This is a genomic window from Streptomyces canus (assembly GCF_001514145.1).
Classification (GTDB): Bacteria; Actinomycetota; Actinomycetes; order Streptomycetales; family Streptomycetaceae; genus Streptomyces; species Streptomyces canus.
In genome coordinates this window covers 333,816-356,425 of record NZ_KQ948656.1, presented here as the reverse complement: position 1 = coordinate 356,425, position 22,610 = coordinate 333,816, and the positions used below count along the sequence as shown (strand labels likewise).

19 protein-coding genes and 1 pseudogene are annotated in these 22,610 nt (G+C 70.1%); 13 read left to right on the top strand and 7 right to left on the bottom strand.

All coding sequences use genetic code 11. The features are described from left to right. Window positions 1-116 precede the first annotated feature (116 nt). On the bottom strand, window positions 117-1,298 hold the full coding sequence (locus AQJ46_RS01500; protein WP_059203809.1) for an amidohydrolase family protein: 1,182 nt from the start codon (window positions 1,296-1,298) through the stop codon (window positions 117-119). Window positions 1,299-1,408: 110 nt separating this feature from the next. Continuing rightward, window positions 1,409-2,212 (bottom strand): FadR/GntR family transcriptional regulator, encoded by an 804-nt coding sequence (locus AQJ46_RS01495; RefSeq protein ID WP_057612752.1) that lies wholly within the window; start codon window positions 2,210-2,212, stop codon window positions 1,409-1,411. Between the two features lie 177 nt (window positions 2,213-2,389). Here AQJ46_RS01495 and AQJ46_RS01490 point away from each other — a divergent pair, with 177 nt between their 5' ends. Continuing rightward, window positions 2,390-3,229, top strand: a complete 840-nt coding sequence (locus AQJ46_RS01490; protein WP_059203808.1) for an enoyl-CoA hydratase-related protein — start codon at window positions 2,390-2,392, stop codon at window positions 3,227-3,229. Further along, complete coding sequence (locus AQJ46_RS01485; RefSeq protein ID WP_059203807.1) at window positions 3,226-3,840, top strand: DUF2889 domain-containing protein; 615 nt, start codon at window positions 3,226-3,228, stop codon at window positions 3,838-3,840. Before AQJ46_RS01490 ends, AQJ46_RS01485 begins: the two co-directional genes overlap by 4 nt. On the opposite strand, the gene AQJ46_RS01480 is transcribed toward AQJ46_RS01485, so the two are convergent. After that, the gene (locus AQJ46_RS01480; RefSeq protein WP_059203806.1) at window positions 3,837-5,198 is read right to left on the bottom strand and encodes a 6-phospho-beta-glucosidase; all 1,362 of its coding nucleotides are present in this window, start codon (window positions 5,196-5,198) and stop codon (window positions 3,837-3,839) included. The genes AQJ46_RS01485 and AQJ46_RS01480 overlap by 4 nt on opposite strands. After that, window positions 5,195-6,124, bottom strand: a complete 930-nt coding sequence (locus AQJ46_RS01475; protein ID WP_455681655.1) for a DeoR/GlpR family DNA-binding transcription regulator — start codon at window positions 6,122-6,124, stop codon at window positions 5,195-5,197. Before AQJ46_RS01475 ends, AQJ46_RS01480 begins: the two co-directional genes overlap by 4 nt. Before the next feature lie 189 nt (window positions 6,125-6,313). Between AQJ46_RS01475 and AQJ46_RS01470 the strand changes: the two genes are divergently transcribed. From AQJ46_RS01470 to AQJ46_RS01455, 4 genes are all read left to right on the top strand, one after another. After that, window positions 6,314-7,594: an extracellular solute-binding protein gene (locus AQJ46_RS01470; protein ID WP_059203805.1), complete on the top strand. Its 1,281-nt coding sequence runs from the start codon at window positions 6,314-6,316 to the stop codon at window positions 7,592-7,594. Window positions 7,595-7,718: 124 nt separating this feature from the next. After that, a complete protein-coding gene (locus tag AQJ46_RS01465; RefSeq protein WP_059204375.1) occupies window positions 7,719-8,603 on the top strand; it encodes a carbohydrate ABC transporter permease in 885 nt (294 codons plus the stop codon). Then, window positions 8,600-9,469, top strand: coding sequence for a carbohydrate ABC transporter permease (locus tag AQJ46_RS01460; protein ID WP_059203804.1), 870 nt, complete (start codon window positions 8,600-8,602; stop codon window positions 9,467-9,469). The genes AQJ46_RS01465 and AQJ46_RS01460 overlap by 4 nt, the downstream gene beginning before the upstream one ends. A 28-nt stretch (window positions 9,470-9,497) precedes the next feature. After that, complete coding sequence (locus tag AQJ46_RS01455) at window positions 9,498-10,457, top strand: alkaline phosphatase family protein (protein WP_079072068.1); 960 nt, start codon at window positions 9,498-9,500, stop codon at window positions 10,455-10,457. Window positions 10,458-10,481: 24 nt separating this feature from the next. Here AQJ46_RS01455 and AQJ46_RS01450 read toward each other — a convergent pair whose 3' ends face one another. The 3 genes from AQJ46_RS01450 to AQJ46_RS01440 form a co-directional block, all read right to left on the bottom strand. Then, entirely contained in the window at window positions 10,482-11,681 is a 1,200-nt protein-coding gene (locus tag AQJ46_RS01450; protein ID WP_059203803.1) for an SPFH domain-containing protein, read from the bottom strand. A gap of 2 nt (window positions 11,682-11,683) precedes the next feature. Next, the gene (locus AQJ46_RS01445) at window positions 11,684-11,941 is read right to left on the bottom strand and encodes a hypothetical protein (protein ID WP_057612745.1); all 258 of its coding nucleotides are present in this window, start codon (window positions 11,939-11,941) and stop codon (window positions 11,684-11,686) included. A 133-nt stretch (window positions 11,942-12,074) separates the two neighbouring features. Then, entirely contained in the window at window positions 12,075-13,301 is a 1,227-nt protein-coding gene (locus AQJ46_RS01440; RefSeq protein ID WP_059204373.1) for an acyl-CoA dehydrogenase family protein, read from the bottom strand. A 113-nt stretch (window positions 13,302-13,414) separates the two neighbouring features. On the opposite strand from AQJ46_RS01440, the gene fabG reads away from it, so the two are divergent. The 7 genes and pseudogenes from fabG (at window position 13,415) to AQJ46_RS01405 (ending at window position 22,599) form a co-directional block, all read left to right on the top strand. Further along, on the top strand, window positions 13,415-14,161 hold the full coding sequence (fabG, locus tag AQJ46_RS01435; RefSeq protein WP_059203802.1) for a 3-oxoacyl-ACP reductase FabG: 747 nt from the start codon (window positions 13,415-13,417) through the stop codon (window positions 14,159-14,161). 23 nt (window positions 14,162-14,184) lie between these two features. Further along, window positions 14,185-15,435, top strand: a complete 1,251-nt coding sequence (locus tag AQJ46_RS01430) for an acetyl-CoA C-acetyltransferase (protein ID WP_208616854.1) — start codon at window positions 14,185-14,187, stop codon at window positions 15,433-15,435. Window position 15,436: 1 nt separating this feature from the next. Further along, window positions 15,437-16,873, top strand: coding sequence for an OB-fold domain-containing protein (locus AQJ46_RS01425; protein WP_059203801.1), 1,437 nt, complete (start codon window positions 15,437-15,439; stop codon window positions 16,871-16,873). Then, window positions 16,873-18,081 carry an acetyl-CoA acetyltransferase gene (locus tag AQJ46_RS01420; protein WP_059203800.1) on the top strand — a complete coding sequence of 403 codons (1,209 nt, stop codon included), beginning with the start codon at window positions 16,873-16,875 and terminating at the stop codon, window positions 18,079-18,081. Before AQJ46_RS01425 ends, AQJ46_RS01420 begins: the two co-directional genes overlap by 1 nt. A gap of 16 nt (window positions 18,082-18,097) precedes the next feature. After that, window positions 18,098-18,892: an SDR family NAD(P)-dependent oxidoreductase gene (locus AQJ46_RS01415; RefSeq protein ID WP_059203799.1), complete on the top strand. Its 795-nt coding sequence runs from the start codon at window positions 18,098-18,100 to the stop codon at window positions 18,890-18,892. Between the two features lie 133 nt (window positions 18,893-19,025). Next, window positions 19,026-20,603, top strand: coding sequence for an APC family permease (locus AQJ46_RS01410; protein ID WP_059203798.1), 1,578 nt, complete (start codon window positions 19,026-19,028; stop codon window positions 20,601-20,603). Then, a pseudogene (locus tag AQJ46_RS01405) lies at window positions 20,600-22,599 on the top strand (primary-amine oxidase). The gene AQJ46_RS01410 and the pseudogene AQJ46_RS01405 overlap by 4 nt, the downstream one beginning before the upstream one ends. Window positions 22,600-22,610: the final 11 nt, after the last annotated feature.

Genomic DNA, 22,610 nt, shown 5'->3' with positions numbered 1-22,610 from the left:
CCCCTGTACGGATGCGCCGATTCACCGCTGGGTGTGCGGGCCGTTTCGGGGGCGGCCACAGCACTGAGCCCGGTACCGAATCCGGTACCGGGCTCCACGTTTCTCTCCCGCGAGGCTCAGCGGGTGATCAACTGCTGGGCGTTGTTGTACATGATGTCGTCCTGGGCGGACTCGTCCAGTTCCGCGATGAGCTTGCGGAAGTCGCCGGGGTTGGCCAGGCCCTCCGCGTGCGGGAAGTCGGAGCCCATGACGATGGACTCGTGGTAGCCGAGGCGCTTGACGACGTTCACGATGTCGTCCTCGGGATAGGGCACCACCCGGACGTGCTTGCGGAAGACCTGGCTGGGGCGCTCGTCCAACTGCCCGCCGATCCAGGGACCGTTGCGGCCCATGCCCCGGCTCTTGTCCATGTGGCGCACGAAGTGCGGCACCCACTCGGAGCCGAACTCGGACACCAGGACGTTGATGTCGGGGAAACGGCCGAAGAGGTTGTCGAAGATCAGCGCGGACAGCGTCTCCTCGACGGGGCGCTGGCCGTAGGTGTTCTGCCACTGCCAGGCCGACATCCGGAAGTGGATGGGGTTCGGGTCGTAGCCCCAGGAGGGCGCCACCTGCGAGTTGTAGTAGAACTCGCTGATGTGGTAACAGACGCTGGCCTTGGCCTCGTTGACCAGCTTCCAGAACGGGTCGAAGTACGGGTCGCCGGGCGAGCGGCCGTAGACCGGGCCGGTGGGCAGCAGGATGAAGCGGGCGCCCTGGTTCAGGACGAACTCCAGCTCCTTGACGGCGCTGGGTAGATCGCGCAGTGACAGCAGCGCGGGGGCGTAGATGCGGCCCTGGTGGTTGAAGCCCCAGACCTCGTTCATGTACCGGTTGAAGGAGTGGTAGTTGGCGTAGAGCGGCTCCACGCCCTTCACGTACTCCTCGGCGACCAGCGCCCAGCCGCCCGGGTAGATGATCGTCTGGTCCAGCCCCTGCTCGTCCATGACGCGCAGCCGGGCGTCGCGGTTCTGGTACGACTCGTGCATCGGCTCGAACTGGTACGTCTCCTCGGGATTGCCCGAGGCCATCGCCTTGAGCATCTCCTTGAGCGAACCGGGACGGTAGACCTGCCCGAACTCCGGCTCCAGGCATACGACGATGCGGTCGCCGGCGAGGATCACCTCCCGCCCGTCCGGCAGCGTCACCGGGGCGACCGCCGTGCCGAGGAACTCCTTCGGAAGGTAGCGGGTGAAGGAGTCCCGCTCCTCGTACATGTGCTGGTCGCAGTCGAAGATGGGCTTGCGCTGTTCGGCCATGGCGTCGCCTCCGGGCCCCAGGAACTATTCAGTACGCCTTCTATAATTATCTAACTGATTAGAGAGCGCAAGGGGGGAGTGGAGGCGGGTCCGCCGCGAGGTCGGGCCGGTCAGTCGAGGAGTTCGAGCACCGTCTTGGGTCCTGCGGCGTTCACGACGTCGTCCGCGCTGGAGATGTGCCGCTGCCACAGCTTCTCGGCCTCGTCCGCCTTGCCGGACTCGATCAGGCCGACCATCCGCACATGCGCCCGGTGCCCCTTGAGGGCCTGCGTCTTCTGTGCCTCGGCATCGGCCGCGCCCGCGGTGTACGAGGCGTTGGCCCGGTCGATGATGTTGCGCAGCATGCCGCACAGCAGGATCAGGGTCTGGTTGCCGGTGAGCTCGATCAGCAGGGCGTGGAAGGCGTCCTGCGCGTCGACCAGGGCGAGCGGGTCGTCGAGGACGGCCTTCTCGGCCGCCACCGCGTCGCGCAGCCGCTTGATGTCGTCCGCCGTGTGCTTGGTGGCGAGCTGGCCGGCGCAGGGCGGCTCGATGAGGGCTGCCGCGCGGTAGATGTCGCCCAGGGTGGCACCGCGGTACTCGAGGATCAGTCCGGCGAAGCGGGCGGCGACATCGGCGTCGGGCGCGCTCACCCGGGCACCGCCGTGGGCTCCGCGGCGCACCGTGATCAGGGACTCCGACTCCAGCACCCGGAACGCCTCGCGCAGTGTGGGCCGCGAGATGCCGAACTGCTCCATCAGGCCCGACTCCGGGGGCAGCGCGTCACCGGGCTTCAGCTCGCCCCGTACGATCTGGCGACGCAGATGTGCGGCGACCAGCTCGGCGGTCTTCGGCACCCGCACCTGACGTCCGACCCGGCTGCGGGCGGGGACGGGCACGGTCGCCGTTTCTGCGGTGCGGGCTGCCTCGGCCACGGTGGCTCCTCGTATAGCTAAATGAATCGTCTTAGTGCATCGAGGGTACCAGGTCAAGCCATCGGTGATCTTCTCCTTGCGCGACCTGATCTGGTGCCCTGGCGGTCGTTTGGTATATAGATGATTCATCTATCTATAAAGCCGGTCCAGCCGACGGATACCGCGGGAGTGACCTCGATGACCGAGAACCCGGCCCCGGAGATCCTCACCGATCTCAGCGACGACGGGGTCATGCTGCTGACCCTGAACCGGCCCGAGCGGCACAATGCCTGGACGCTCGAGATGGAGCTGCTCTACAACGAACTGTTCGACCGGGCGGAGCACGATCCGCAGGTGCGGGCCGTCGTGCTCACCGGCGCCGGGCGCAGCTTCTGCCCGGGAATGGACATGAGCGTCCTGGACGCCGCCTCGTCGGGCGCCCGCCCCTGGCCGACGGACCAGCTGCCCCCGCGCACCCGGCCCATGTCCTTCCCGAAGCCCGTGGTGGCGGCCGTCAACGGCGCCTGCGCCGGCATCGGGTTCAACCAGGCACTCATGTGCGACGTCCGGTTCGCCGTACCGCACGCCAAGTTCGCCGCCGCCTTCAGCGCCCGCGGGCTGGTGGCCGAGGACGGCGTGTCCTGGATCCTGCCGCGGCTGATCGGCCACGGCAACGCCGCCGACCTGCTGCTGTCCTCGCGCCGGATCACCGGGACGGAGGCCCTGGCCATGGGGCTGGTCAACCGCCTGGTCGAGCCGGCGGAGCTGCTCCCGGCGGCCCTCGCGTACGCGACCGAACTGGCCCGCTCGGCCAGCCCGTACGCGATGTCCCTCATCAAGCGGCAGCTCGCCGACGACCAGGCGAGGACCTTCACCGAGAGCCGCGACCACGCGGCCGCCCTGCTGGCCACGGCGAAACGCGCCCCGGACTACCGCGAGGGCGTGCGCAGCTTCATCGAGCGCAGGCCCCCGGAGTTCGCGGGGCTGGGGGAGACCCCGGCCGTGGCACCGGCGCTCCCGCAGGAGGCGTCGTCATGACACGCTCCGAACTCCCGCTGCACCGCCGCACGATCACCGTCACCGCGTACGCGGAGGGCGGCGACGAGATCTCGGTCGAGGCGGAACTGAGCGACGTGCGCCCCTGGGCGGAGCCGTCGGCCGACGTCGTCCACCGGATGGTGCTCGCCGTGCGCGTACGTCTGGCCGACATGGTCATCGTGCACGCCGACGCGGACATGCGGACCTTCCCGCACGCCGAGTGTCCGTTGATCACCCCGGTGTTCGACGGCCTGACCGGGCTCAGTGTCGCCGCCGGGTACAACCGGGCCATCCAGGAGCGGTTCCGTGGAGTGTCCGGCTGCTCGCACCTCCACGAGCTGGCCCGTGTGCTGGGCCCCGCGGTGGTGCAGGCGGCCATCTCGGCGAACGCGGGCCTGCGGTACGCCGGCGAGCAGTCCCAGGGCCCGCGCTCCACGGCCGGTGTCCTGAACAGCTGCCACATCTGGGCGCCGGACGGCGTGGGCCTGCGCAAGCTGGACGCGGGTTGGGTCCCGGGCACCGGCCCGCGTCCGGTGCCGCCGCTCAGGACCTTCGAGCAGCCTGGGCCGGGGAATGCGCGCACATCATCGCCGCTCCCGTCGGCTGACTAGCGCCCCAGGTACGCGAGCTCGGGAAAGTGCCGCTGGTACGCGTCCAGCAGGCGTTTGGCGACGGTGTACGAGTCGATCAGCGGGTGGATGGTCAGCGCCTTGACCGCGTGGGCCCGCTCCGCGGTCGTGGCGGCGTGGATCACCGCGCGTTCGACCGCCTTGACGGCGCACACCAGACCCTGGCCGTGGTCGGGCAACGGAGCGCCGGCGATGGGGCGTGCGCCGTTGGCGTCCACGTGGCAGGGGACCTCGATGACGGCGTCGTCGTCCAGGGCGGGGATCCGGCCGCGGCCCCGGACGTTGAGGATGAGCGTGGTGCGCTCGTCCCGGGCGATGGCGCGCATGAGGGCGAGGGCCACCTGCTCGTACCCGCCGGATTCCAGGTCGCAGGAGTCCCGTTCGCCCATGCCGACGGCGTCGCGGTTCTCCGCCATGTAGGTGGTCTCGCGCTCCAGCCGGGTGGCGTCCCAGGCGTTCCAGGCGGCCCGGGGCGCGGTCGGGCCGCCGCCCGGGGTGTCCAGCGAGTCGTAGAAGCGCTGCTGCTGCGTGTGGAGGAAGGCGCCGCGGGTGTGCTCGGCGGCCCGCGCGGTGCCGACCGACTCGCGGTGGAAGTAGTAGTAGTGCAGGTACTCGTTGGGCAGCGCGCCCAGCGTGCGCAGCAGGTCGGCGCCGAAGAGCTTGCCCTCCTCGAAGGAGGTCAGGGCCGCCTCGTTCTCGAACAGGGACGGCAGCAGGTCCCGGCCGTCGGCGTACAGGCCGCACAGCCAGCCCAGGTGGTTCAGACCCACGTAGTCCAGGCTGGTGCGCGCCGGGTCGACGCCGAGCGCCCCGGCCACCCGGCGGCCGAGACCCACCGGGGAGTCGCAGATCCCGATCACGCGGTCGCCGAGGAGAGCGGTCATGGCCTCGGTGACCATGCCCGCGGGGTTGGTGAAGTTGATGACCCAGGCATCTGGCGCCAGGGCGGCGATACGACGGGCGATCTCAAGCGCGACCGGGATGGTGCGCAGCCCGTAGGAGATGCCGCCCGCGCCGACGGTCTCCTGGCCCAGCACCCCTTCCTCCAGGGCGATCCGCTCGTCCGCCGCGCGGCCGGCGAGCCCGCCGACCCGGATCGCCGAGAACACGAAATCGGCCCCCGTGACCGCCTCGTCCAGGTCGGTGGTCAGCGTGACTCCGGGGGCGTCCGGGTGCCCGACCGCCTGGTCGGCCAGGACTTTGCCGATGGTCGTCAGCCGGGAGGCGTCCAGGTCGTACAGGGTCACCTCGGTGACCCGTCCCTCGCCGCGGTCGCCGAGCAGTGCCCGGTAGACCAGCGGGACGCGGAAGCCGCCGCCCCCCAGGATCGTCAGTCTCATACCTCGACCACCTCGACTCCCGCCTCACGCAGACGGCTACCGGTCTTCTCGTCCACCGGGGCGTTGGTCACCACGACGTCGAGTTCCTCAGGACCGCACACCCGGGCCATTCCGGTGCCGGGGAACTTGGCCGCGTCCGCCAGCAGGACCACCTGGGCGCTGGCGGCGATCATCGCCCGCTTGACGGGTACCTCGACGGCGGTGGTGTCCAGCACCTGACCGTCGGGGCGGACCCCGCTGGTGCCGAGGAACAACCGGTCGGCGTGGACCTGCCGCAGGTTGTCCTCGGTGAGGAAGCCGACCAGCGAGCGGTAGTCACGGCGGACCACGCCGCCCAGCAGGATCAACTGGACGTCCTTGTCGTCCTGGAGCTCCTCGTAGACGGCGAGGTTGCTGGTGATCACGGTCAGCGACCGGCCGTGCAGATGGCGGGCCACCCGATGGGCCGTGGTGCCGATGTCGAGCAGCACGGTCTCGCCGTCCCTGACGAGGTCCGCGCACCAGACGGCCAGCGCGTCCTTCGCCTCCACACGGACGCCGGCGACGTCGGCGAACGGGTCGTCCTCGCCCATCACGGGGGCGGCACCGCCGTAGACCCGTTTGAGCAGTCCCTCGTCCTCCAGTTGTACGAGGTCCCGACGGATCGTGGCCTGACTCGCCCCGACCTTCTCGGCCAGGGCGACCACCGAGAGGGGGCCGTCCGCGCGCAGGGCGCGAAGGATCAGCTGGTGTCTTCGGTCAGCGAGCATGCCGCTGACCATACTCGCGAACTCTTCAAACTCAAGCAAAGTCACGCATGAATGTCTCGATACTCGCTTGACCCTTGTCAAAGTCGCGCATCGGGTGCACTCTCTTGCGTAATTCAAGCGAGGTCCGGACCCCACTCCGGTCGGCCGAAGCGGATGAACGGCGTATCCCGCCGCCATGGACGCGTCGGCACCGTCTGAGAGGACCAGCTCACACGCCCCGGGTGGCTGAAGGGTTCCCACCACGCCGATGCTCTTCAGCCACCCGGCCCTCCCGTCACACCCCTCCACGGCTCACGACTCACAGGTCCTGTCGGACATACCGGTTATGGCCGATGCGCAGACCCCGCCCAGAACTAGGAGAAGATCGTGGATCTTTCCCGCAGACGATTCCTTCAGGCCGCCGCCCTGACGGCCGCCGCGGCCGGCGCCACCGCAGCGTGCGGCGGCAGTTCAGGATCGAGCGGCAGCAAGGACGACAAGGACCTGACCCTTTGGTACTGGGGAGGCGCGCTCAGCGACAAGGTGGTCGCCGAAGCCAAGACGCACTTCAGCGGCCAGGTCAAGCTGACCACCAACTCCATCGGCGGCGACTTCAAGCAGAAGCTCACCACCACCCTCGCTGCGGGCGCGGCCGTGCCCGACATCACCGGCATCAAGGGGGAGGACATCGCCTCCTTCCTGCCCAACGGCAGCCGCTTCCTGGACCTGAACGACCTGGGCTTCAAGAAGCTCTCCTCCCAGTACCTGGACTGGAAGACCAAGCTCGCCCAGACCACCGACGGCAAGCAGATCGGTTTCCCGATCGACATCGGGCCCACCGCGCTCTACTACCGCGCGGACCTGTTCGACAAGGCCGGGCTGCCCTCCGACCCCGCCAAGGTCGCGGCCGAGACCAAGACCTGGGACGACTACTACGCGCTCGGCGCCGAACTGAAGAAGGCGTTGCCCGGCACCTACCTGATCAACAACCTCGGCTCGGTGTTCAACATCGCGGTCGGTCAGGGCACCAAGCGGTTCATCGACGAGAACAACCACTTCATCGGCGACCAGGACCACATACGCGCCGCCTGGGATCTCTCCGTCCGCCCCTACCAGCTCGGCCTCGACGGAAAGATCAACGACAACACCCACAACGCCGCCCTCAGCAAGGGCACCCTCACCACCGAACTCGGCGCGGCCTGGCACGCGTTGGACATCGAGCAGGCCGCCCCCAACACCAAGGGCAAATGGCATGTCAGCCCGAACCCCGGAGGTCCGGCCAACCAGGGCGGCTCCTACCTGGCCCTGCCCAAGCAGTGCCGCAACCCCGAAGAGGCATTCAAGATCATCAGCTGGATCCTCAACCCGGCCAACGACGCCCGAGGCTTCACCGACGCCGCCATCTTCCCGGCCTGTCCGGCCGCTTACGCGATGCCGGCCATGACGGGCCCGGACGCCTTCTTCGGCGGGCAGAAGATCATCGAGGTCTTCGGCCCGGCCGCCGAGGCCATCCCGGCCAGCTACGAGGCGCCCGCCGACGCCGCCGTCATGGCCCCCTACCTGACCGAGTTGACCAACATCGAGGCCAAGGGCAAGAAGCCCGACGACGCCTGGAAGGACGCGGTCAGCCAGGCCAAGCAGATCGGCCAGCGGCAGGGAGTGAGCTGACATGTCCTCGCCTCCGGTCACCGGACCCGCCGCGGTGCCCAGGCATCGCGGCGGGCCGGGCCCGACCCGGTTCCGCCCGCGGCGCACCCCGCCCCCGGGCGCCGTACGGGTCAGGCGTCGCGGGGTGCTGTCCCACTGGCGGCAGTACCTGGCGATCTCGCCCTTCTACCTGGTCTTCCTCGCCTTCTCGTTCTTCCCGGTCCTCTACTCGCTGTATCTGGCCTTCCAACGCTGGGACGGCATCGGCGACATGCACTTCGTGGGGCTGCAGGAGTTCCGGTTCCTGTGGAAGGACCCCGTCTTCTGGCTGTCGATCCGCAACACCCTGGTGATCTGGGTGCTCTCCACCGTGCCCACCCTCGTCGGTGCCCTGGTGCTGGCGACGCTGCTGCATTCGGTGCGCCGGTTCAAGGGCTTCTACCGCATCGCCCTCTACGTGCCGAACGTCACCTCGATCGTCGCTGTGGCGATCTTCTTCGGCGCGGTCTTCAGCAACAACTTCGGCCTGGTCAACGCGATCCTGGGCACGGTCGGCATCTCGCCCGTCCCGTGGCTGAGCAACCCGTGGCTGATCAAACTGGTCATCGCGCTGCTGATGACCTGGATGTGGACCGGCTACAACATGATCATCTACCTCGCCGGGCTCCAGACCATCCCGAAGGAGATCTACGAGGCGGCCAAGCTGGACGGCGCCGGCCCCGTCCGCACCTTCCTCCAGATCACCATGCCGATCATGCGGCCCATCATTCTGTTCACCGTCATCATCTCGACCATCAACGGCCTGCAGAGCTTCAGCGAACCCCAGATCCTCTTCGCCAGCGAGGCCGCCAACCCCAGCCTCGGCGGCCCCGGCCAGGCGGGCCTGACCACGCTGCTGTACTTCTACCAGTCGGCCTTCGTCAACAACGACTACGGCTACGGCGCGGCCATCGTGTGGGCCTTCTTCGTACTGATCATCGTGCTGGTGCTCATCAACTGGCGCATCGTGCAACGAGGGAGGAAGACATGACAGCAGCGGGTACGACGCCGGGTCAGGTGGGCACGAGGCGGTCCCGGCGCCCCAGGGGCCTGAGCGCCCACGTCTTCCTCATCCTGGCCGTCCTGATCTCGGTCTTCCCGTTCGTGTGGACGATCATCATGGCGACCAACACCACCCAGGACATCTACAAGAGCCCGCCGAAGCTGACCTTCGGCTCCCATCTGCTGGAGAACATCCGGCACATGCTCAAGACCATCGACTTCTTCGGGTCGATGCTCAACACCATCGTCGTCGCGTCCGTCACCACCCTCCTGGTGCTGTTCGTCGACTCCCTGGCCGCCTTCGCCTTCGCCAAGTTCGACTTCCCCGGACGCAGGGTGCTCTTCGCCGCGCTGCTGGGGTTCATGATGCTGCCGTTGCAGCTGGGTATCCTTCCGCAGTTCATCCTCGTCTCCAAGATCGGCTGGGTCGGCACGCTCAGCGCACTCGTCCCGCCCTCCCTCGCCAACGCCTTCGGCATCTTCTGGCTGCGCCAGTACATCCAGAGCGGCGTGCCCGACGAACTCCTCGACGCCGCGCGCATCGACGGCGCCGGGTTCTTCCGCCAGTACTGGAACATCACGCTGCCCATGATCAAGCCGGGGTTGTCGTTCCTCGCCATCTACGCCTTCGTCAACGCCTGGAACGACTACATCTGGCCGCTCGTCGTGCTCACCAAGCCCGGCCACGTCACCCTTCAGGTGGCGCTCGCCCAGCTCAACGTCGCCCACAACACCGACTACAGCATGGTGATGGCAGGTGTGCTCATGGCCTCCGTCCCGATGCTCGTCGTCTTCTCGATCTTCGCCCGAGGCTTCATCGCGGGGGCGACGGAAGGGGCTGTGCAGGGCAGCTGAGCCGTCGAGGCATCGAGAGAGGTGAGAAATGACGGATGTCGATCCGCCGGGGCAGCCGGGGCCCGGTGAGCACGCTGAGGAGGGGACGGCGGACGGCGTGAAGCGCGGCAAGGTGCTCGTGGTGGGCCTGGACGGGGTGCGCTTCGACCGGCTCACACGCTCGCCGTTCAAGGCGCCCGTGTTGCACGGCATGATTGCCGCTGGCTCGCACGGCACCAGTCTGCTGCCCTACGGCGAGGTGGACGGGCAGGCGGAGGACGGGCCGTCGACCAGCATGGCCTACACCGACTCCGGACCCGGCTGGTCGAGCGTGCTGACCGGGGTGTGGCCCGACCGCCACGGCGTGACCGGCAACGACTTCATCGGCGCCGACTACTCCCGCTACCCCGACTTCCTCAGCCGCGCCGTCACCGCCCGGCCGGGTCTGCGCACCGCGGCCGTGGTGTCGTGGCCCGAACTGATCGACCGCGGCACCCTCGGCCCCGCCATCCACAGGCGGGTACTCCACGACGGCGAGGCAGAGGGCTACGGAGCCGCGGACCGCCTCGTCGCCGACACCGCCGCACAATGGCTCACGGACGGCGACCCGGACGCCGTGTTCGTGTACTTCGGCGCCGCCGACGAAGCCGGCCATGCCACGGGCCCCCTCAGCCCCGCCTACGACCACGCCCTCCGCTCCCAGGACGCCCACCTCGGGCGGCTGTTGGACGTGATCGCCGCCCGGCGCTCCCAGCCACGCCGCGCCGACGAGCACTGGACCGTGCTCGTCACCACGGACCACGGCCACCTCGACACCGGAGGCCACGGCGGCGACACCCGTGCCGAGCGAGAGGTCTTCGTCATCCTCGCCGAACCCGGCGTGCCCGGCGGCACCCTGCTCGACACCCCGCGCCTCGTCGACCTGGCCCCGACCGTCCTGGACCGTCTCGGCGTCCCCATCGACCCCGCCTGGGGCCTGCAAGGGCGCATCCTGCCCAGGCCCCGCTAGGGGCTTCTGGTCAAGGGAACCCGCTCAGTCGACATCGACCGGGCCGTCGTCCCCCTTGCCGTCCTTGCGCGAGTGCAACTGGAGCAGGCCGTTGCCGCTGGCATTGCCGCTGCTCTCCGGCGGACGGCGGCCGTCGGAGGCGTCCTGGCCGTTCAGGTTCTGCCGGACCGAGTCGAGGATCGTCAGGCCCTGGGACACCAGACCGGCGGCGATCTCGCCGAGCCCGTCGGCACCGTTGAGGACGTTTACATTGGCGCCTGCGAGGCCGCCCGCGGCCTCCTTCACGATCTGCGGGAGCTGGTCGATCAGCATCCGGTCGAGCGCGACCCGGTCGTAGGAGGCCGCGGCCTCCGCCTGGATCTTCATCCGCTGTGCCTCGGCGGCGGCGAGCACCCTGATGCGCTCGGCCTCGGCCTCGGCGGGCTTCACGATCTCCGCCACCAGTTGCTGCTGGCGCAGCTTGGCCTGGCGCAGGGCCAGCTCCGTCTGGGCGTCCAGGACCTCCTGCTGGGCGTGGGCCTGCGCCAGCGGCCCTGCCTGCGCGGCCCTCGCCTGGGCGCGGTCCACCTCGGCCGAGTACTCCGCCTTGACCACGGCGGTCTGCCGGGCGTACTCGGCCTGGTTGCGGGCCGCGACCTGCTCCGCCTCGACCGAGGCCTGGGTGGCCTGGGCCTGGGCGATCTGGGCCTGCCGCTGGATGGCCGCCTTGTGCGGGGCGGACATCGCGTCGATGTAGCCGGTGTCGCCGTCGTCGATCGACTGGATCTGCAGCGAGTCCACGATCAGGCCGATCTTCGCCATCTCGGTCTTCGAGGTGTCCAGGACCTCCGCGGCGAGCTTCTGCCGCTCGGTGACGATCTCCTCGACCGTCATCGAGCCGATGATGGCCCGCAGGTGACCGGCGAAGATCCGGCCCGTCAGCACCGACATCTGGTCCTGGTCGGAGAGGAACCGCTGGCCCGCGTTGATGATGCTCTCGTGGTCGTTGCCGACCTTGAAGGCGATGACCGCGCGGACGTGCAACGCGATGCCCTGCCTGGTCACACAGGTCTCGGTCACCTCGGACTCGCACATCGACAGGGTGAGGAAACGGGTCTTGCGGAAGATCGGGAGCACGAACTTGCCGTGCCCCGTCACCACTCGGAACGGCGCGCCCCCCAGTCCCCGCCGTCCCCCCGAGATCAGCATCGCCTCGTCGGGAGCGGGAACCCGGTATCCGAACATGGTTACTCCTCAGCCGGCGCCGGCGGGTTCACCGCGAGCGCGTCCAATGGATCCGCCCACTCGATGACGCCGACCGCGCGGCATCCACGCGACTCGATCACGAGCACGGTCGCTCCGGTGGGCAGGGGATCCTCGGACCAGGCGAGGAAGGTCTCCGAGCCGCCTCTGACCCGCACGAGGATCTCGCCGGGGCCCGCGGATCCGCGGGTTCCGATGAGCAGCTTCCCCGTGCAGCCGATCACGGCCTCGTCCTGCGGCATCACGGCCGTCCTCCATCGTCTGGCCCCAGGATCCCGACGATAGTCCCACTGCGGCCGGGGGCCCAATGGGCATGATGATCCGGCCCACCACGCTCCGCTTGCCCCGGCTCCCAAGCACTTCCCCGGCCGGGTTCTAGCCCGCCGCTGCCCTCGGCTCGCGCGGCAGCCCCAGCACCTTCTCCGCGAGGATGTTCCGCTGCACCTGCGAGGTCCCCGCGTAGATGGTGCCGGAGCGGGCGATCAGGTAGGTCGTCGACCAGGACGCCGAGGAGTTCGCGGCGCCGGGGTCGTCGGTCCGGTAGGTGCGCAGGGGCGGGCGGCCGACCGGCACCTGGCCGTGCAGGCCCATGATGTCCATCGCGAGGTCGGTGACCTTGGTGTGGTACTCGCTCCAGTACAGCTTGGCGATGGACGACTCGGGGCCGGGCTCGGTGCCCTTGAGCCAGCCGGTGAGGATCCGGTAGCCGAGATAGCGCATGATCTCGACCTTGGACCAGCACCAGGCGATGCGCTGCCGGATCACCGGGTCCTGGTCCTTGCCGTACAGCCGCGCCAGCTCGACGAGGCGTTCCACCTCCGCCTTGAAGAGGATCGGGTTGGTCGCCGCCTCCTCCCCGCGCTCCACGCCGAGCAGGCTCTGGGCGACGGTCCAGCCGTTGTCGACGCCGCCCACGACGAGATCGGCGCGGGTGCGGGCGCCGTTGAAGAAGACCTCGTTGAAGTGCAGCTGTCCGCTCATCATGCGGAAGGGCCGCACCTCGACGCCGGGCTGGTCGAGGGGGACGAGCAGGAAGGAGATGCCGCGGTGTCTGGAGGCGTCCGGGTTCGTACGGGCCAGGACGAAGATCCAGTCGCTGTGGTGGGCGCCGGAGGTCCACACCTTCTGGCCGTCGATCACCCACTCCTCGCCGTCGCGCACCGCGCGCGTCCGCAGGGAGGCGAGGTCGGAGCCCGCGTCCGGTTCCGAGTACCCCTGGCACCAGGTGTCCTCGCCGCTGAGGATGCGGGGGAGGAAGTGGGCCTTCTGCTCGTCCGTGCCCCAGCGCAGCAGCGTGTTGGCCAGCATCTTCACGCCGAAGGTGTCCTGCGGCAGCCCGAACGGTACACCGGCCAGCGCGAGTTCCTCCATCAGCACCACCTGGTGGAGCTTGGTCAGTCCCCGGCCGCCGTACTGTTCGGGCCAGGTCAGCGAGAGGTGGCGGCGCTCGGCCAGCAGACGGCGCCAGTCCCGGGCGAAGGCCCAGGCCGCCTCCTCGTCGAGGGCGCCGATGCCCTTCCAGCCCGGCGGCAGTGTCTCGGCGAGGAATGCCCTGACCTCGGTGCGGAACGCCTCGGTCTCGGGGGGATAGCTGATGTCCACCTGCGTACTCTCCTCGTCCGGTCCCGTGCGCACAGCTCCGTCGCTGTATTGATTGTTTCAGCATAATAGGTTATCTATTTGAGAGGAATAGCGTCGAGCCAGGGCGGGCTGACATGGGACTGCTGGACGGCCGCAACGCGGTGATCACCGGCGGCGCACAGGGCATCGGCTTCGAGATCGCCGGAGTCCTCGGCGCCGAGGGGGCGTCCGTCGTCCTCGGCGACATCAACGAGGACGCGGCGGCGGAAGCCGCCGAACGCCTCGCCAAGAAGGGCGTGGCGGCCACCTCGCTGCGCTGTGACGTCACCGACGAGGACGAGGTCGCCGCCCTCGTCGCCCACTGCGCCGACAGCTTCGGACCGGTCGGCGTCATGGTCAACAACGCCGGGATCACCCGGGACGCGACCCTGCGCAAGATGGCTCTCGCCGACTTCCGCGCCGTCGTCGACGTGCACCTGACCGGCGCGTGGAACGGCACCCGGTACGCCGCGGAGGCGATGCGCGCGCACGGACAGGGCGGCAGCATCGTCAACATCTCCTCCATCGCCGGCAAGGTCGGCAACTTCGGCCAGACCAACTACAGCGCGGCCAAGGCCGGACTCGTCGGTCTCACCAAGGCCTCCGCCAAGGAACTCGCCCGGGCCGGGATCCGCGTCAACGCCGTCCAGCCCGGCCTGATCCGCACCGCCATGACCGAGGCGATGCCTCCGGCCGCCTGGGACGCGAAGCTCGCGGAGATCCCCATGGGACGTGCCGGAGAGCCCGCCGAGGTCGCCCAGGTCGTCCTCTTCCTCGCCTCCGGCCTGGCGAGCTACGTCACCGGAGCCGTGGTCGAGGTGACCGGCGGCCGGTACATGTGACCCCTCATGAAAGGCAAGTGCTGATGCCCGCCCTCCTGCGTGACGCGGTGATCTGCGAACCCCTGCGTACCCCCGTCGGCGGCTACGGCGGCGTCTTCCGCGACGTGACGGCGGCCGAACTCGCCGCCACGGTCGTACGCGCCGTACTGGAACGCACCGGCATACCGCCCGCGGCCGTGGACGACGTCCTGCTGGGCCAGTGCTATCCCAACGGCGAGGCCCCGGCCATCGGCCGCGTGGCCGCGCTGGACGCCGGTCTGCCCGTGGAGGTGCCGGGACTGCAGATCGACCGGCGCTGCGGCTCCGGACTGCAGGCGATCATCACCGCGGCCATGCAGGTGCAGACCGGTGCGAGCGACCTCGTGCTGGCCGGGGGCGTCGAGTCCATGAGCCAGGCCGAGTTCTACACCACCGACGTCCGCTGGGGGGTACGCGGGGCGGGCACCACCCTGCACGACCGCCTGGCCCGCGGCCGGGTCACCTCCGGGGGCGCCAACCACCCTGTCCCGGGCGGCATGCTGGAGACCGCCGAGAACCTGCGCCGCGAGTACGCCGTTCCCCGCGAGGAGCAGGACCAACTCGCCCTGCGCTCGCACGAGAAGGCCGTCGCGGCCCAGCGGGAGGGCCGGTTCACCGACGAGATCGTGCCGGTCACCGTACGCAGCCGCAAGGGTGAGACGGTCGTCGACACCGACGAACACCCGCGCCCCGGCTCGTCGTTGGAGAAGCTCGCGTCGCTGCGCCCCGTGCTAGGCCGCCAGGACCCCGAGGCGACCGTCACGGCCGGCAACGCCAGCGGCCAGAACGACGGCGCCGCGCTGTGCGTCGTGACCCACCCCGAGCGCGCCGCCGAACTCGGCCTGCGCCCGCTCGGCCGCCTGGTCTCCTGGGCCGTCGTGGGCGTACCACCCGAGACGATGGGCATCGGCCCCGTACCCGCCACCGCGCGGGCCCTGGAGCGAGCCGGGCTGAAGCTCGCCGACATCGACCTGATCGAACTCAACGAGGCCTTCGCCGCCCAGGTCCTGGCCTGCACGCGTGAATGGGGCCTGACCGAGACCGACTTCGAGCGGTTCAACGTCAACGGCTCCGGCATCTCGCTGGGCCACCCCGTCGGCGCCACCGGCGGCCGCATCCTCGCCACCCTGCTGCGCGAACTGGACCGCCGTCAGGCCCGCTACGGCCTGGAGACCATGTGCCTCGGCGGGGGCCAGGGCCTGGCCGCGGTCTTCGAACGGCCGACCGACGCAACCCACGCTCATGGAGGACGCTGACATGGCCGGACTGATCGCATACGGCGCCTACGTGCCGTACCACCGCCTCGCGAGGACGGATGTCGCAGCCGCCCTGGGCGGCAAGGGAGGCAAGGGAACCCGCGCGGTCGCGGGCTACGACGAGGACACCACGTCCATGGCCGTCGAGGCGGCCCGCGGCGCCCTGGACCGCGACGGCCTGCGCTCCCGCGTCAGCCAGCTCTTCCTCGCCACCGCCGCACCCGCCTACCTCGACAAGACCAACGCCACCGCCGTCCACGCCGCGCTCGGTCTCGACCGGCACGTGCTCGCCGCCGACATGGCCGGCTCCGTGCGCTCCGGCCTCGGCGCCCTGGTCACGGCCGCCCGGTCCCCTGTCCCGACCCTCACGGTCCTGTCCGACCTGCGCACCGGCCTGCCCGGCGGCAGCGACGAGGTCGCGGGCGGCGACGGCGCGGCGGCGTTCGTCTTCGGCGGACACCGCAACGGGGCCCCGGTCATCGCGGAGCTGCTCGCCCACGACACGGTCAGCGACGAGATCCTCGACCGCTGGCGGCTGCCGGGCACGCCCGTCTCCCGGGTCTGGGAGGAGCGCTTCGCCGAGGAGATCTACGTGTCCCTCGCGGACAAGGCGCTCACCGCGGCCCTCGACCATGCGGCGGTCGACATCGGCTCGATCGACCACTTCGTGGTCGCGGGCCTGCACACGCGCGCGTGTGCGGCGGTCCGGCGCACAGCCGGGGTCCGGCCCGAGGCGGTGACCCCGGACCTGGCCGGAGCGATCGGCAACGCCGGCACCGCCCAGCCCGGACTGCTCCTCGCCGACGTCCTCGACCGGGCCCGGCCCGGCGAGCTCATCGCCCTGCTGGTGCTCGGCGACGGCGCCGGAGTCCTCCTGCTGCGCACCACCGACGCGCTCCCCGCGCACCGGGCGGCCCGCCCGGTCGCCGCGCAGATCGCCCAGGGCAGCGCCCCGATGCCGTACGCCACGTATCTGTCCTGGCGCGGTCTCCTCGACCGCGAACCACCCCGCCGGCCGGACCCCGAGCCGCCCTATGCCCCGCCCGCACACCGGCGCACCGGATGGAAGTACGGCTTCGTCGCCTCCCGTTGCGAGAAGTGCGCCACCCGGCATCTGCCGCCGGACCGGGTGTGCACCTCCTGCCGGAGCGTCGACGCCATGACCGACGAGCCGATGGCGCATGTGCGCGGCACGGTCGCCACGTTCACCGTCGACCGCCTGGCGGCAACGCCGAGTCCGCCGATGCTCGTCGTGGTCGTCGACTACGACGGCGGCGGCCGGTTCCGCTGCCAGCTGACCGACGCCACCGAGGCGGACGCCGTCATCGGGGCCCGGGTGGAGATGACGTTCCGGCGCACGGTCACGGCGTCCGGCGTCCACAACTACTTCTGGAAGGCCCGGCCGGTGCGCACGGGCGAGACCGAGGGGACACACTGATGGGCTCGCACGGAATACGGGACCGGGTCGCGATCGTCGGCATGGGCTGCACGCCCTTCGGCGAGCACTGGACCCGCTCGGCGGACGACCTGCTGATCGATGCCGTCGGCGAGGCGGTCACCTCGGCCGGCATCACCCTCGACGACATCGACGCGTACTGGTTCGGCACCCAGGCGTCCGGTGTGTCCGGGCTGACCCTGAGCCGGGCGCTCCACCTGCCCAACAAGCCGGTCACCCGCGTCGAGAACATGTGCGCGACCGGCTCGGAGGCGCTGCGCAACGCCTGTTACGCCGTCGCCTCCGGGGCGTACGACGTGGCGATGGCCGTCGGCGTGGAGAAGCTCAAGGACTCCGGCATGTCCGGGCTGTCCGGCACCGTCATCCCGGGCGCGGGCGACGACAGCCGCGGGGAGATCACCGCCCCGGCGAACTTCTCCCTCCTGGCCCCCGCGTACGCCGCCAAGTACGGCCTGGCGGAGGAGGACATGAAGGACGTCATCACCCGCATCGCCTGGAAGAACCACGTCAACGGGGCCCGCAACCCCCGTGCGCAGTTTCGCAAGGAAGTGCCGCTGGAGCGCATCCGGTCGGCCCCGATCGTCGCGGGCATGCTCGGCGTGTTCGACTGCTCGGGCGTCTCGGACGGTTCGGCGGCGGCGATCGTCGTACGCGCCGAGGACGCCTACAAGTACACCGACAAGCCGATCTTCGTGAAGGCACTGTCCTTCGTCGCCGGCCCGGCGGACGGGCTCCTCGACCCGGAGTACGACTTCACCACCTTCCCCGAGGTCGTCGCCTCCGCACAGGAGGCCTACCGGCAGGCGGGCATCACCGACCCGCGCGCCGAACTCGCCCTCGCCGAGGTCCACGACTGCTTCACGCCCACCGAGTTGGTGCTGATGGAGGACCTGGGCTTCGCCGAGCGCGGTCAGGGCTGGAAGGACGTCACCAGCGGGGCGTTCGACCTGGACGGCTCACTGCCGGTCAACCCGGACGGCGGCCTGAAGGCCTTCGGCCACCCCATCGGCGCCTCCGGCCTGCGCATGATGTTCGAGGCCTGGCTGCAACTGCGCGGCGAGGCACCGGCCGAACGGACGGTGAAGTCCGTGGCCGAGGGACGCTCGCTCGCGCTGACCCACAACCTCGGCGGCGGACCCGGCGAGTGTGTCTCGTTCGTGTCGGTCGTCGGCAGTCAACTCACCGCATAGGGAAGGTGTTTCGACCATGGGGCGACTCGAAGACAAGATCGCCGTCGTCACCGGGGCCGCGTCGGGCATCGGCGCCGCCACCGCGCGTCGCGTCGCGGCCGAGGGCGCACACACGGTGGTCGCCGACCTGAACCTCGACGGCGCCAAGGCGGTGACGGAGGAGATCCGCGCCGCCGGCGGCTCCGCGACGGCGGTCCCGGTCGACCTCGGCGACATCGAGAGCGTGCGGGCCATGGTGGCCGCGGCGGTCGAGACGTACGGAGGTCTCGACGTCCTGCACAACAACGCGGCGGCCACCCACCTGGCCGCCCGTCAGGACCTCGCCGTCGTGGAGGCCGACCCGGCGGTCTGGGACGACACGATGCGCATCAACCTGCGCGGGACCATGGTCGCCATCCAGGCCGCCGTCCCGCACATGATCTCCCGCGGCGGCGGCTCCATCATCAACACCTCGTCCGGGTCCGGGCTTTCGGGCGACCTGCGCAATCCGGCGTACGGCGCCTCGAAGGCCGCGCTCATCAACCTCACCCAGTACGTCGCCACCCAGTACGGCAAGCAGGGCGTGCGCTGCAACGCCATCGCACCCGGGTTCATCGTCACGCCGGCCAGCTCCGGTTCGGCGCACGGGGCGATCCGGGAGGCGATGCTGCGCCACCACCTCACCCCGCGCCTGGGCTGCCCGGAGGACGTCGCGTCGGCGGTCGTCTTCCTCGCCTCGGACGAGTCGGCGTTCGTCACCGGGCACACCCTGCGCGTGGACGGCGGGCTGTTGGCCCACGCGCCGTATGTGGCGGACTTGCGCTCCGGGTGAGGACCTGGCTGATTCCTGTCCCTCATCGGACGGGGCGGCGTTTTTACCGGGTGGCAATTGCAGAGAAATGAACCTTTCCTACGGTCCGGGCACCAGGTGTGATGGTTCCGCTTCTGATCCCCGCGAGGCCGCCGTGACCGATGTGCCCGTCTCCACCCGCCCGCCCGCCGAGCCCCGAGCCACCTCCGAATCCCAGCACGGCCGGCTGGACTCCGCCGCCCTCGGACTGCCGTCCGTGCTGTTCTGCATCGTGACCGGTGCGGCACCGATGACCGCCATGCTGTTCAACGTGCCCGTGGCCGTGATGGGCGGGGGCTACGCGGCGCCCGCCGCGTTCCTGCTGGCCACCGTGGCCCTGACGGTCTTCTCCGTCGGCTACATCGCGATGAGCCGCCGGGTGACGTCCACCGGCGGGTTCTACACGTTCATCAGCCGCGGCCTCGGCCGCGTCACGGGTGTGGGCTCCGGCGTACTCATCGCCCTGTGCTACATCGTCTTCTCCGCCGCCGTCATCGGCGTGATGGGCTACTTCGCCGCCACCAGCGTGGAGGAGTGGACCGGAGTGTCCGTCCCGGTCGCGGTGTACATGTTCGGCGGGCTGGCGGTGATGAGCCTGCTCGCCTGGTTCCACATCGAGCTGACCGCCAAGGTCCTCGGCGTCCTGCTCGTGTCGGAGGTACTGGTCCTGCTGGTACTGGGGATCGGCGTCATGATCGACGGCGGGGCCCACGGCCTCTCTGCCGCCCCCCTCAACCCCGGCGAGCTGTTCGGCAACGACGACGCGACCAATGTCTTCGGCTCGGCGGCCGCCGGCGTGGCCCTCTTCGCCGCCTTCTGGTCCTGGGTCGGCTTCGAGATGGCTCCCAACTACGCCGAGGAGTCCCGCGACCCGCACAAGATCGCGTCGCGCGCGACCTACGGATCGGTGATCGGCCTCGGCGTGTTCTACATGTTCGTGTCCTACGTCTACGTCACCGGATGGGGCCTGCCGGAGTCCGTGCAGGCGGTGAAGGACCAGTTCGCGGGCAAGTTCGCCTCCGCCTTCTACCCGCTGTCCGACCGGTACGTCGGCTCTCCGCTCACCACGGCCATGGAAGTGCTCGCGATCACCAGCTCCTTCGCCTGCGCCATGGCCTTCTACAACACCGGTGCGCGCTATCTGTTCTCGCTCGGCCGGGAAGGCGTCCTGCCGCCCGTCCTGGCCCGCACCTCGCGCCGGCACAGCCCGATCGTCGCGGCGATGACCGTGAGCGCCGCGGTGGGCCTGTACGTGCTGGCGTTCGTCATCTACGACTCCAGCGCCGAAGGAGCCCTGCTGAAGCTCGGGACCTGGTCGCCGCTGCTCGGCGTGCTGGGCATCCTGGGCGTGCAGGCCCTGGCCTCGGCGGCGATCATCCGCTACTTCCTCACCACCGCACGTGACGGCTTCCACTGGTTCGCCACGCTCGTCGCTCCGGTCCTCGGCGGCGCGGCGATGATCGGCGCCTGCTATCTGCTGATCGACAACCGCAGCGTGCTGGCGGGCGCCGAGGACGTCCCGTTCATCACCTACCTGCCGTGGATCGTGCTCGCCATGTTCCTGGCCGGTGTCGTCATCGCCGTCGTACTGCGCTCGCGCAGCCCCGAGAAGTACGCGGCCCTCGGACACTTCGCGCTCGCCGACCCCGACGTGGAAGACGCCGCGGGCGATCCGGCCGTGGCCGTCTCATGACCACGACCACCGCCGTCGGTGACCCTGCCGAGGCCATCGGCCCCGCACGTCCCGCGCATCCCCTCGAGCCGCTGTCGGCCCCGGAGATCGCGGCGGCCGCCGGACTCCTCCGCGAGGCCAGAGGACTCACCGAGACCGCGCGCTTCGTCTTCGTGACGCTGCACGAGCCGCCCAAGCCGGCCGTCCTCGCGTGGCAGCCCGGTGAACCCCCGCTGCCGCGCGAGGCGTTCGTCCTGCTGTACGAGCGCGGGGAGCGGCGCACCTACGAGGCGGTGGTGTCGCTCACCGCCCGCGAGGTGGTGTCCTGGCAGCACATCGAGGGCGTTCAACCCCCGATCATGGACGAGGAGTTCAACGCGTGCGAGGACATCGTGCGCGCCGATCCCCGGTGGCAGGAGGCGATGCGCCGCCGCGGTGTCGAGGACTTCTCCCTGACGATGGTCGACCCCTGGGCGGCGAGCTGGACCGGGTCCCAGGACGCCCCGACGGCCCGGCGCATCGCCCGCCCGCTCACCTGGGTCCGCTCCGCGCCCGGCGAGCACGGCTACGCGCGCCCCGTCGAGGGCCTCGTGGTGGTCGTGGACCTGGACGAGCGCAGGGTCGTCGAGGTCGAGGACCACGGCGTCGTACCGTTCCCGCCCCGGCCCGGGAACTACGAACCGGAATTCCAGTTCGAGCCGGACAACGTCCCGGCCTTCCCGGCGTACCGCGACGACGTGCGGCCCATCGAGATCACCCAGCCGGAGGGGCCCAGCTTCTCGGTCGAGGGACACGAGGTGCGCTGGCAGAAGTGGCGCCTGCGGATCGGCTTCACGCCCCGTGAGGGCCTGGTACTGCACCAGGTGGGCTACGACGACCGGGGCACACTGCGCCCCGTGCTCTACCGCGCCTCCCTGTCGGAGATGTACGTCCCCTACGGCGACCCGGCGCCGACCCACCGCTTCAAGAACGTCTTCGACCAGGGCGAGTACGGCGTCGGATGGCTCGCCAACTCCCTCACCCTGGGCTGCGACTGCGTCGGGCACATCCAGTACTTCGACGGGGTGGTGAACGACCAGGACGGCGCCCCGGTCACCATCCCCAACGCGGTGTGCATGCACGAGGAGGACGCCGGAATCGCCTGGAAGCACACCGACTTCCGCACCGGCGCCGTACAGGTGCGGCGCCGGCGACGGCTGGTCATCTCCATGATCGCCACGGTCGGCAACTACGAGTACGGCTACTTCTGGTACCTCTACAACGACGGCACCATCGAGTACGAGGTCAAGCTCACCGGCGTCATCTCCACCGGCGCGCTGCCCCCCGGCGAGAAGCCCCGGCACGGCACGCTCGTGGCGCCCGGCCTGTACGGGCCGCACCACCAGCACTTCTTCTGCGTACGGCTCGACATGAGCGTCGACGGCCCGGAGAACACCGTGGTCGAGATCGACTCGGTGGCCACCCGCCGGGGCCGGAGAATCCGCACAACAACGCCTGGGAGACCCGGCGGAACGTCCTGGCACACGAGTCGGCGGCCCAGCGGCAGATCGATCCGCTGAAGGCGCGGTACTGGAGGATCGAGAACCCTCAGAAGCTCTCCGGGCTCGGCGAACCGGTGGGGTACACGCTGATGCCGGGAGGCAACACCGTGCCGATGTACCCGCCGGAGGCGCTGTTCGCCCCCCGCGCCGGATTCACCGCGAGCCATCTCTGGGTGACCGCCTACGATCCCGCCGAGCGCTACGCCGCCGGTGACTACCCCAACCAGCACCCGGGCGGGGAGGGACTGCCCGCCTATGCCGCCGCCGACCGTCCGCTGGAGGACACCGACGTGGTGGTCTGGTACACCTTCGGCGCCCACCACGTCGTCCGCCCGGAGGACTGGCCGGTGATGCCGGTCAGCACCATCGGCTTCATGCTCAAGCCGAGCGGCTTCTTCGACGGCAATCCGGCCCTGGACCTGCCGCCGAGTGAGAGCGCGCACTGCCACACCGACGACGCCGCGGCCTGCTGCTGACCGCGCCCCCT

What these genes read in the sequence shown, in the direction of transcription:
- AQJ46_RS01500 (WP_059203809.1), bottom strand. Translation starts at nt 1,298, where the DNA reads ATGGCCGAACAGCGCAAGCCCATCTTCGACTGCGACCAGCACATGTAC.
- AQJ46_RS01490 (WP_059203808.1), top strand. Translation starts at nt 2,390, where the DNA reads ATGACCGAGAACCCGGCCCCGGAGATCCTCACCGATCTCAGCGACGAC.
- AQJ46_RS01485 (WP_059203807.1), top strand. Translation starts at nt 3,226, where the DNA reads ATGACACGCTCCGAACTCCCGCTGCACCGCCGCACGATCACCGTCACC.
- AQJ46_RS01480 (WP_059203806.1), bottom strand. Translation starts at nt 5,198, where the DNA reads ATGAGACTGACGATCCTGGGGGGCGGCGGCTTCCGCGTCCCGCTGGTC.
- AQJ46_RS01475 (WP_455681655.1), bottom strand. Translation starts at nt 6,124, where the DNA reads ATGGCGGCGGGATACGCCGTTCATCCGCTTCGGCCGACCGGAGTGGGG.
- AQJ46_RS01460 (WP_059203804.1), top strand. Translation starts at nt 8,600, where the DNA reads ATGACAGCAGCGGGTACGACGCCGGGTCAGGTGGGCACGAGGCGGTCC.
- AQJ46_RS01455 (WP_079072068.1), top strand. Translation starts at nt 9,498, where the DNA reads ATGACGGATGTCGATCCGCCGGGGCAGCCGGGGCCCGGTGAGCACGCT.
- AQJ46_RS01450 (WP_059203803.1), bottom strand. Translation starts at nt 11,681, where the DNA reads ATGTTCGGATACCGGGTTCCCGCTCCCGACGAGGCGATGCTGATCTCG.
- AQJ46_RS01445 (WP_057612745.1), bottom strand. Translation starts at nt 11,941, where the DNA reads ATGCCGCAGGACGAGGCCGTGATCGGCTGCACGGGGAAGCTGCTCATC.
- fabG (WP_059203802.1), top strand. Translation starts at nt 13,415, where the DNA reads ATGGGACTGCTGGACGGCCGCAACGCGGTGATCACCGGCGGCGCACAG.
- AQJ46_RS01430 (WP_208616854.1), top strand. Translation starts at nt 14,185, where the DNA reads ATGCCCGCCCTCCTGCGTGACGCGGTGATCTGCGAACCCCTGCGTACC.
- AQJ46_RS01425 (WP_059203801.1), top strand. Translation starts at nt 15,437, where the DNA reads ATGGCCGGACTGATCGCATACGGCGCCTACGTGCCGTACCACCGCCTC.
- AQJ46_RS01420 (WP_059203800.1), top strand. Translation starts at nt 16,873, where the DNA reads ATGGGCTCGCACGGAATACGGGACCGGGTCGCGATCGTCGGCATGGGC.
- AQJ46_RS01415 (WP_059203799.1), top strand. Translation starts at nt 18,098, where the DNA reads ATGGGGCGACTCGAAGACAAGATCGCCGTCGTCACCGGGGCCGCGTCG.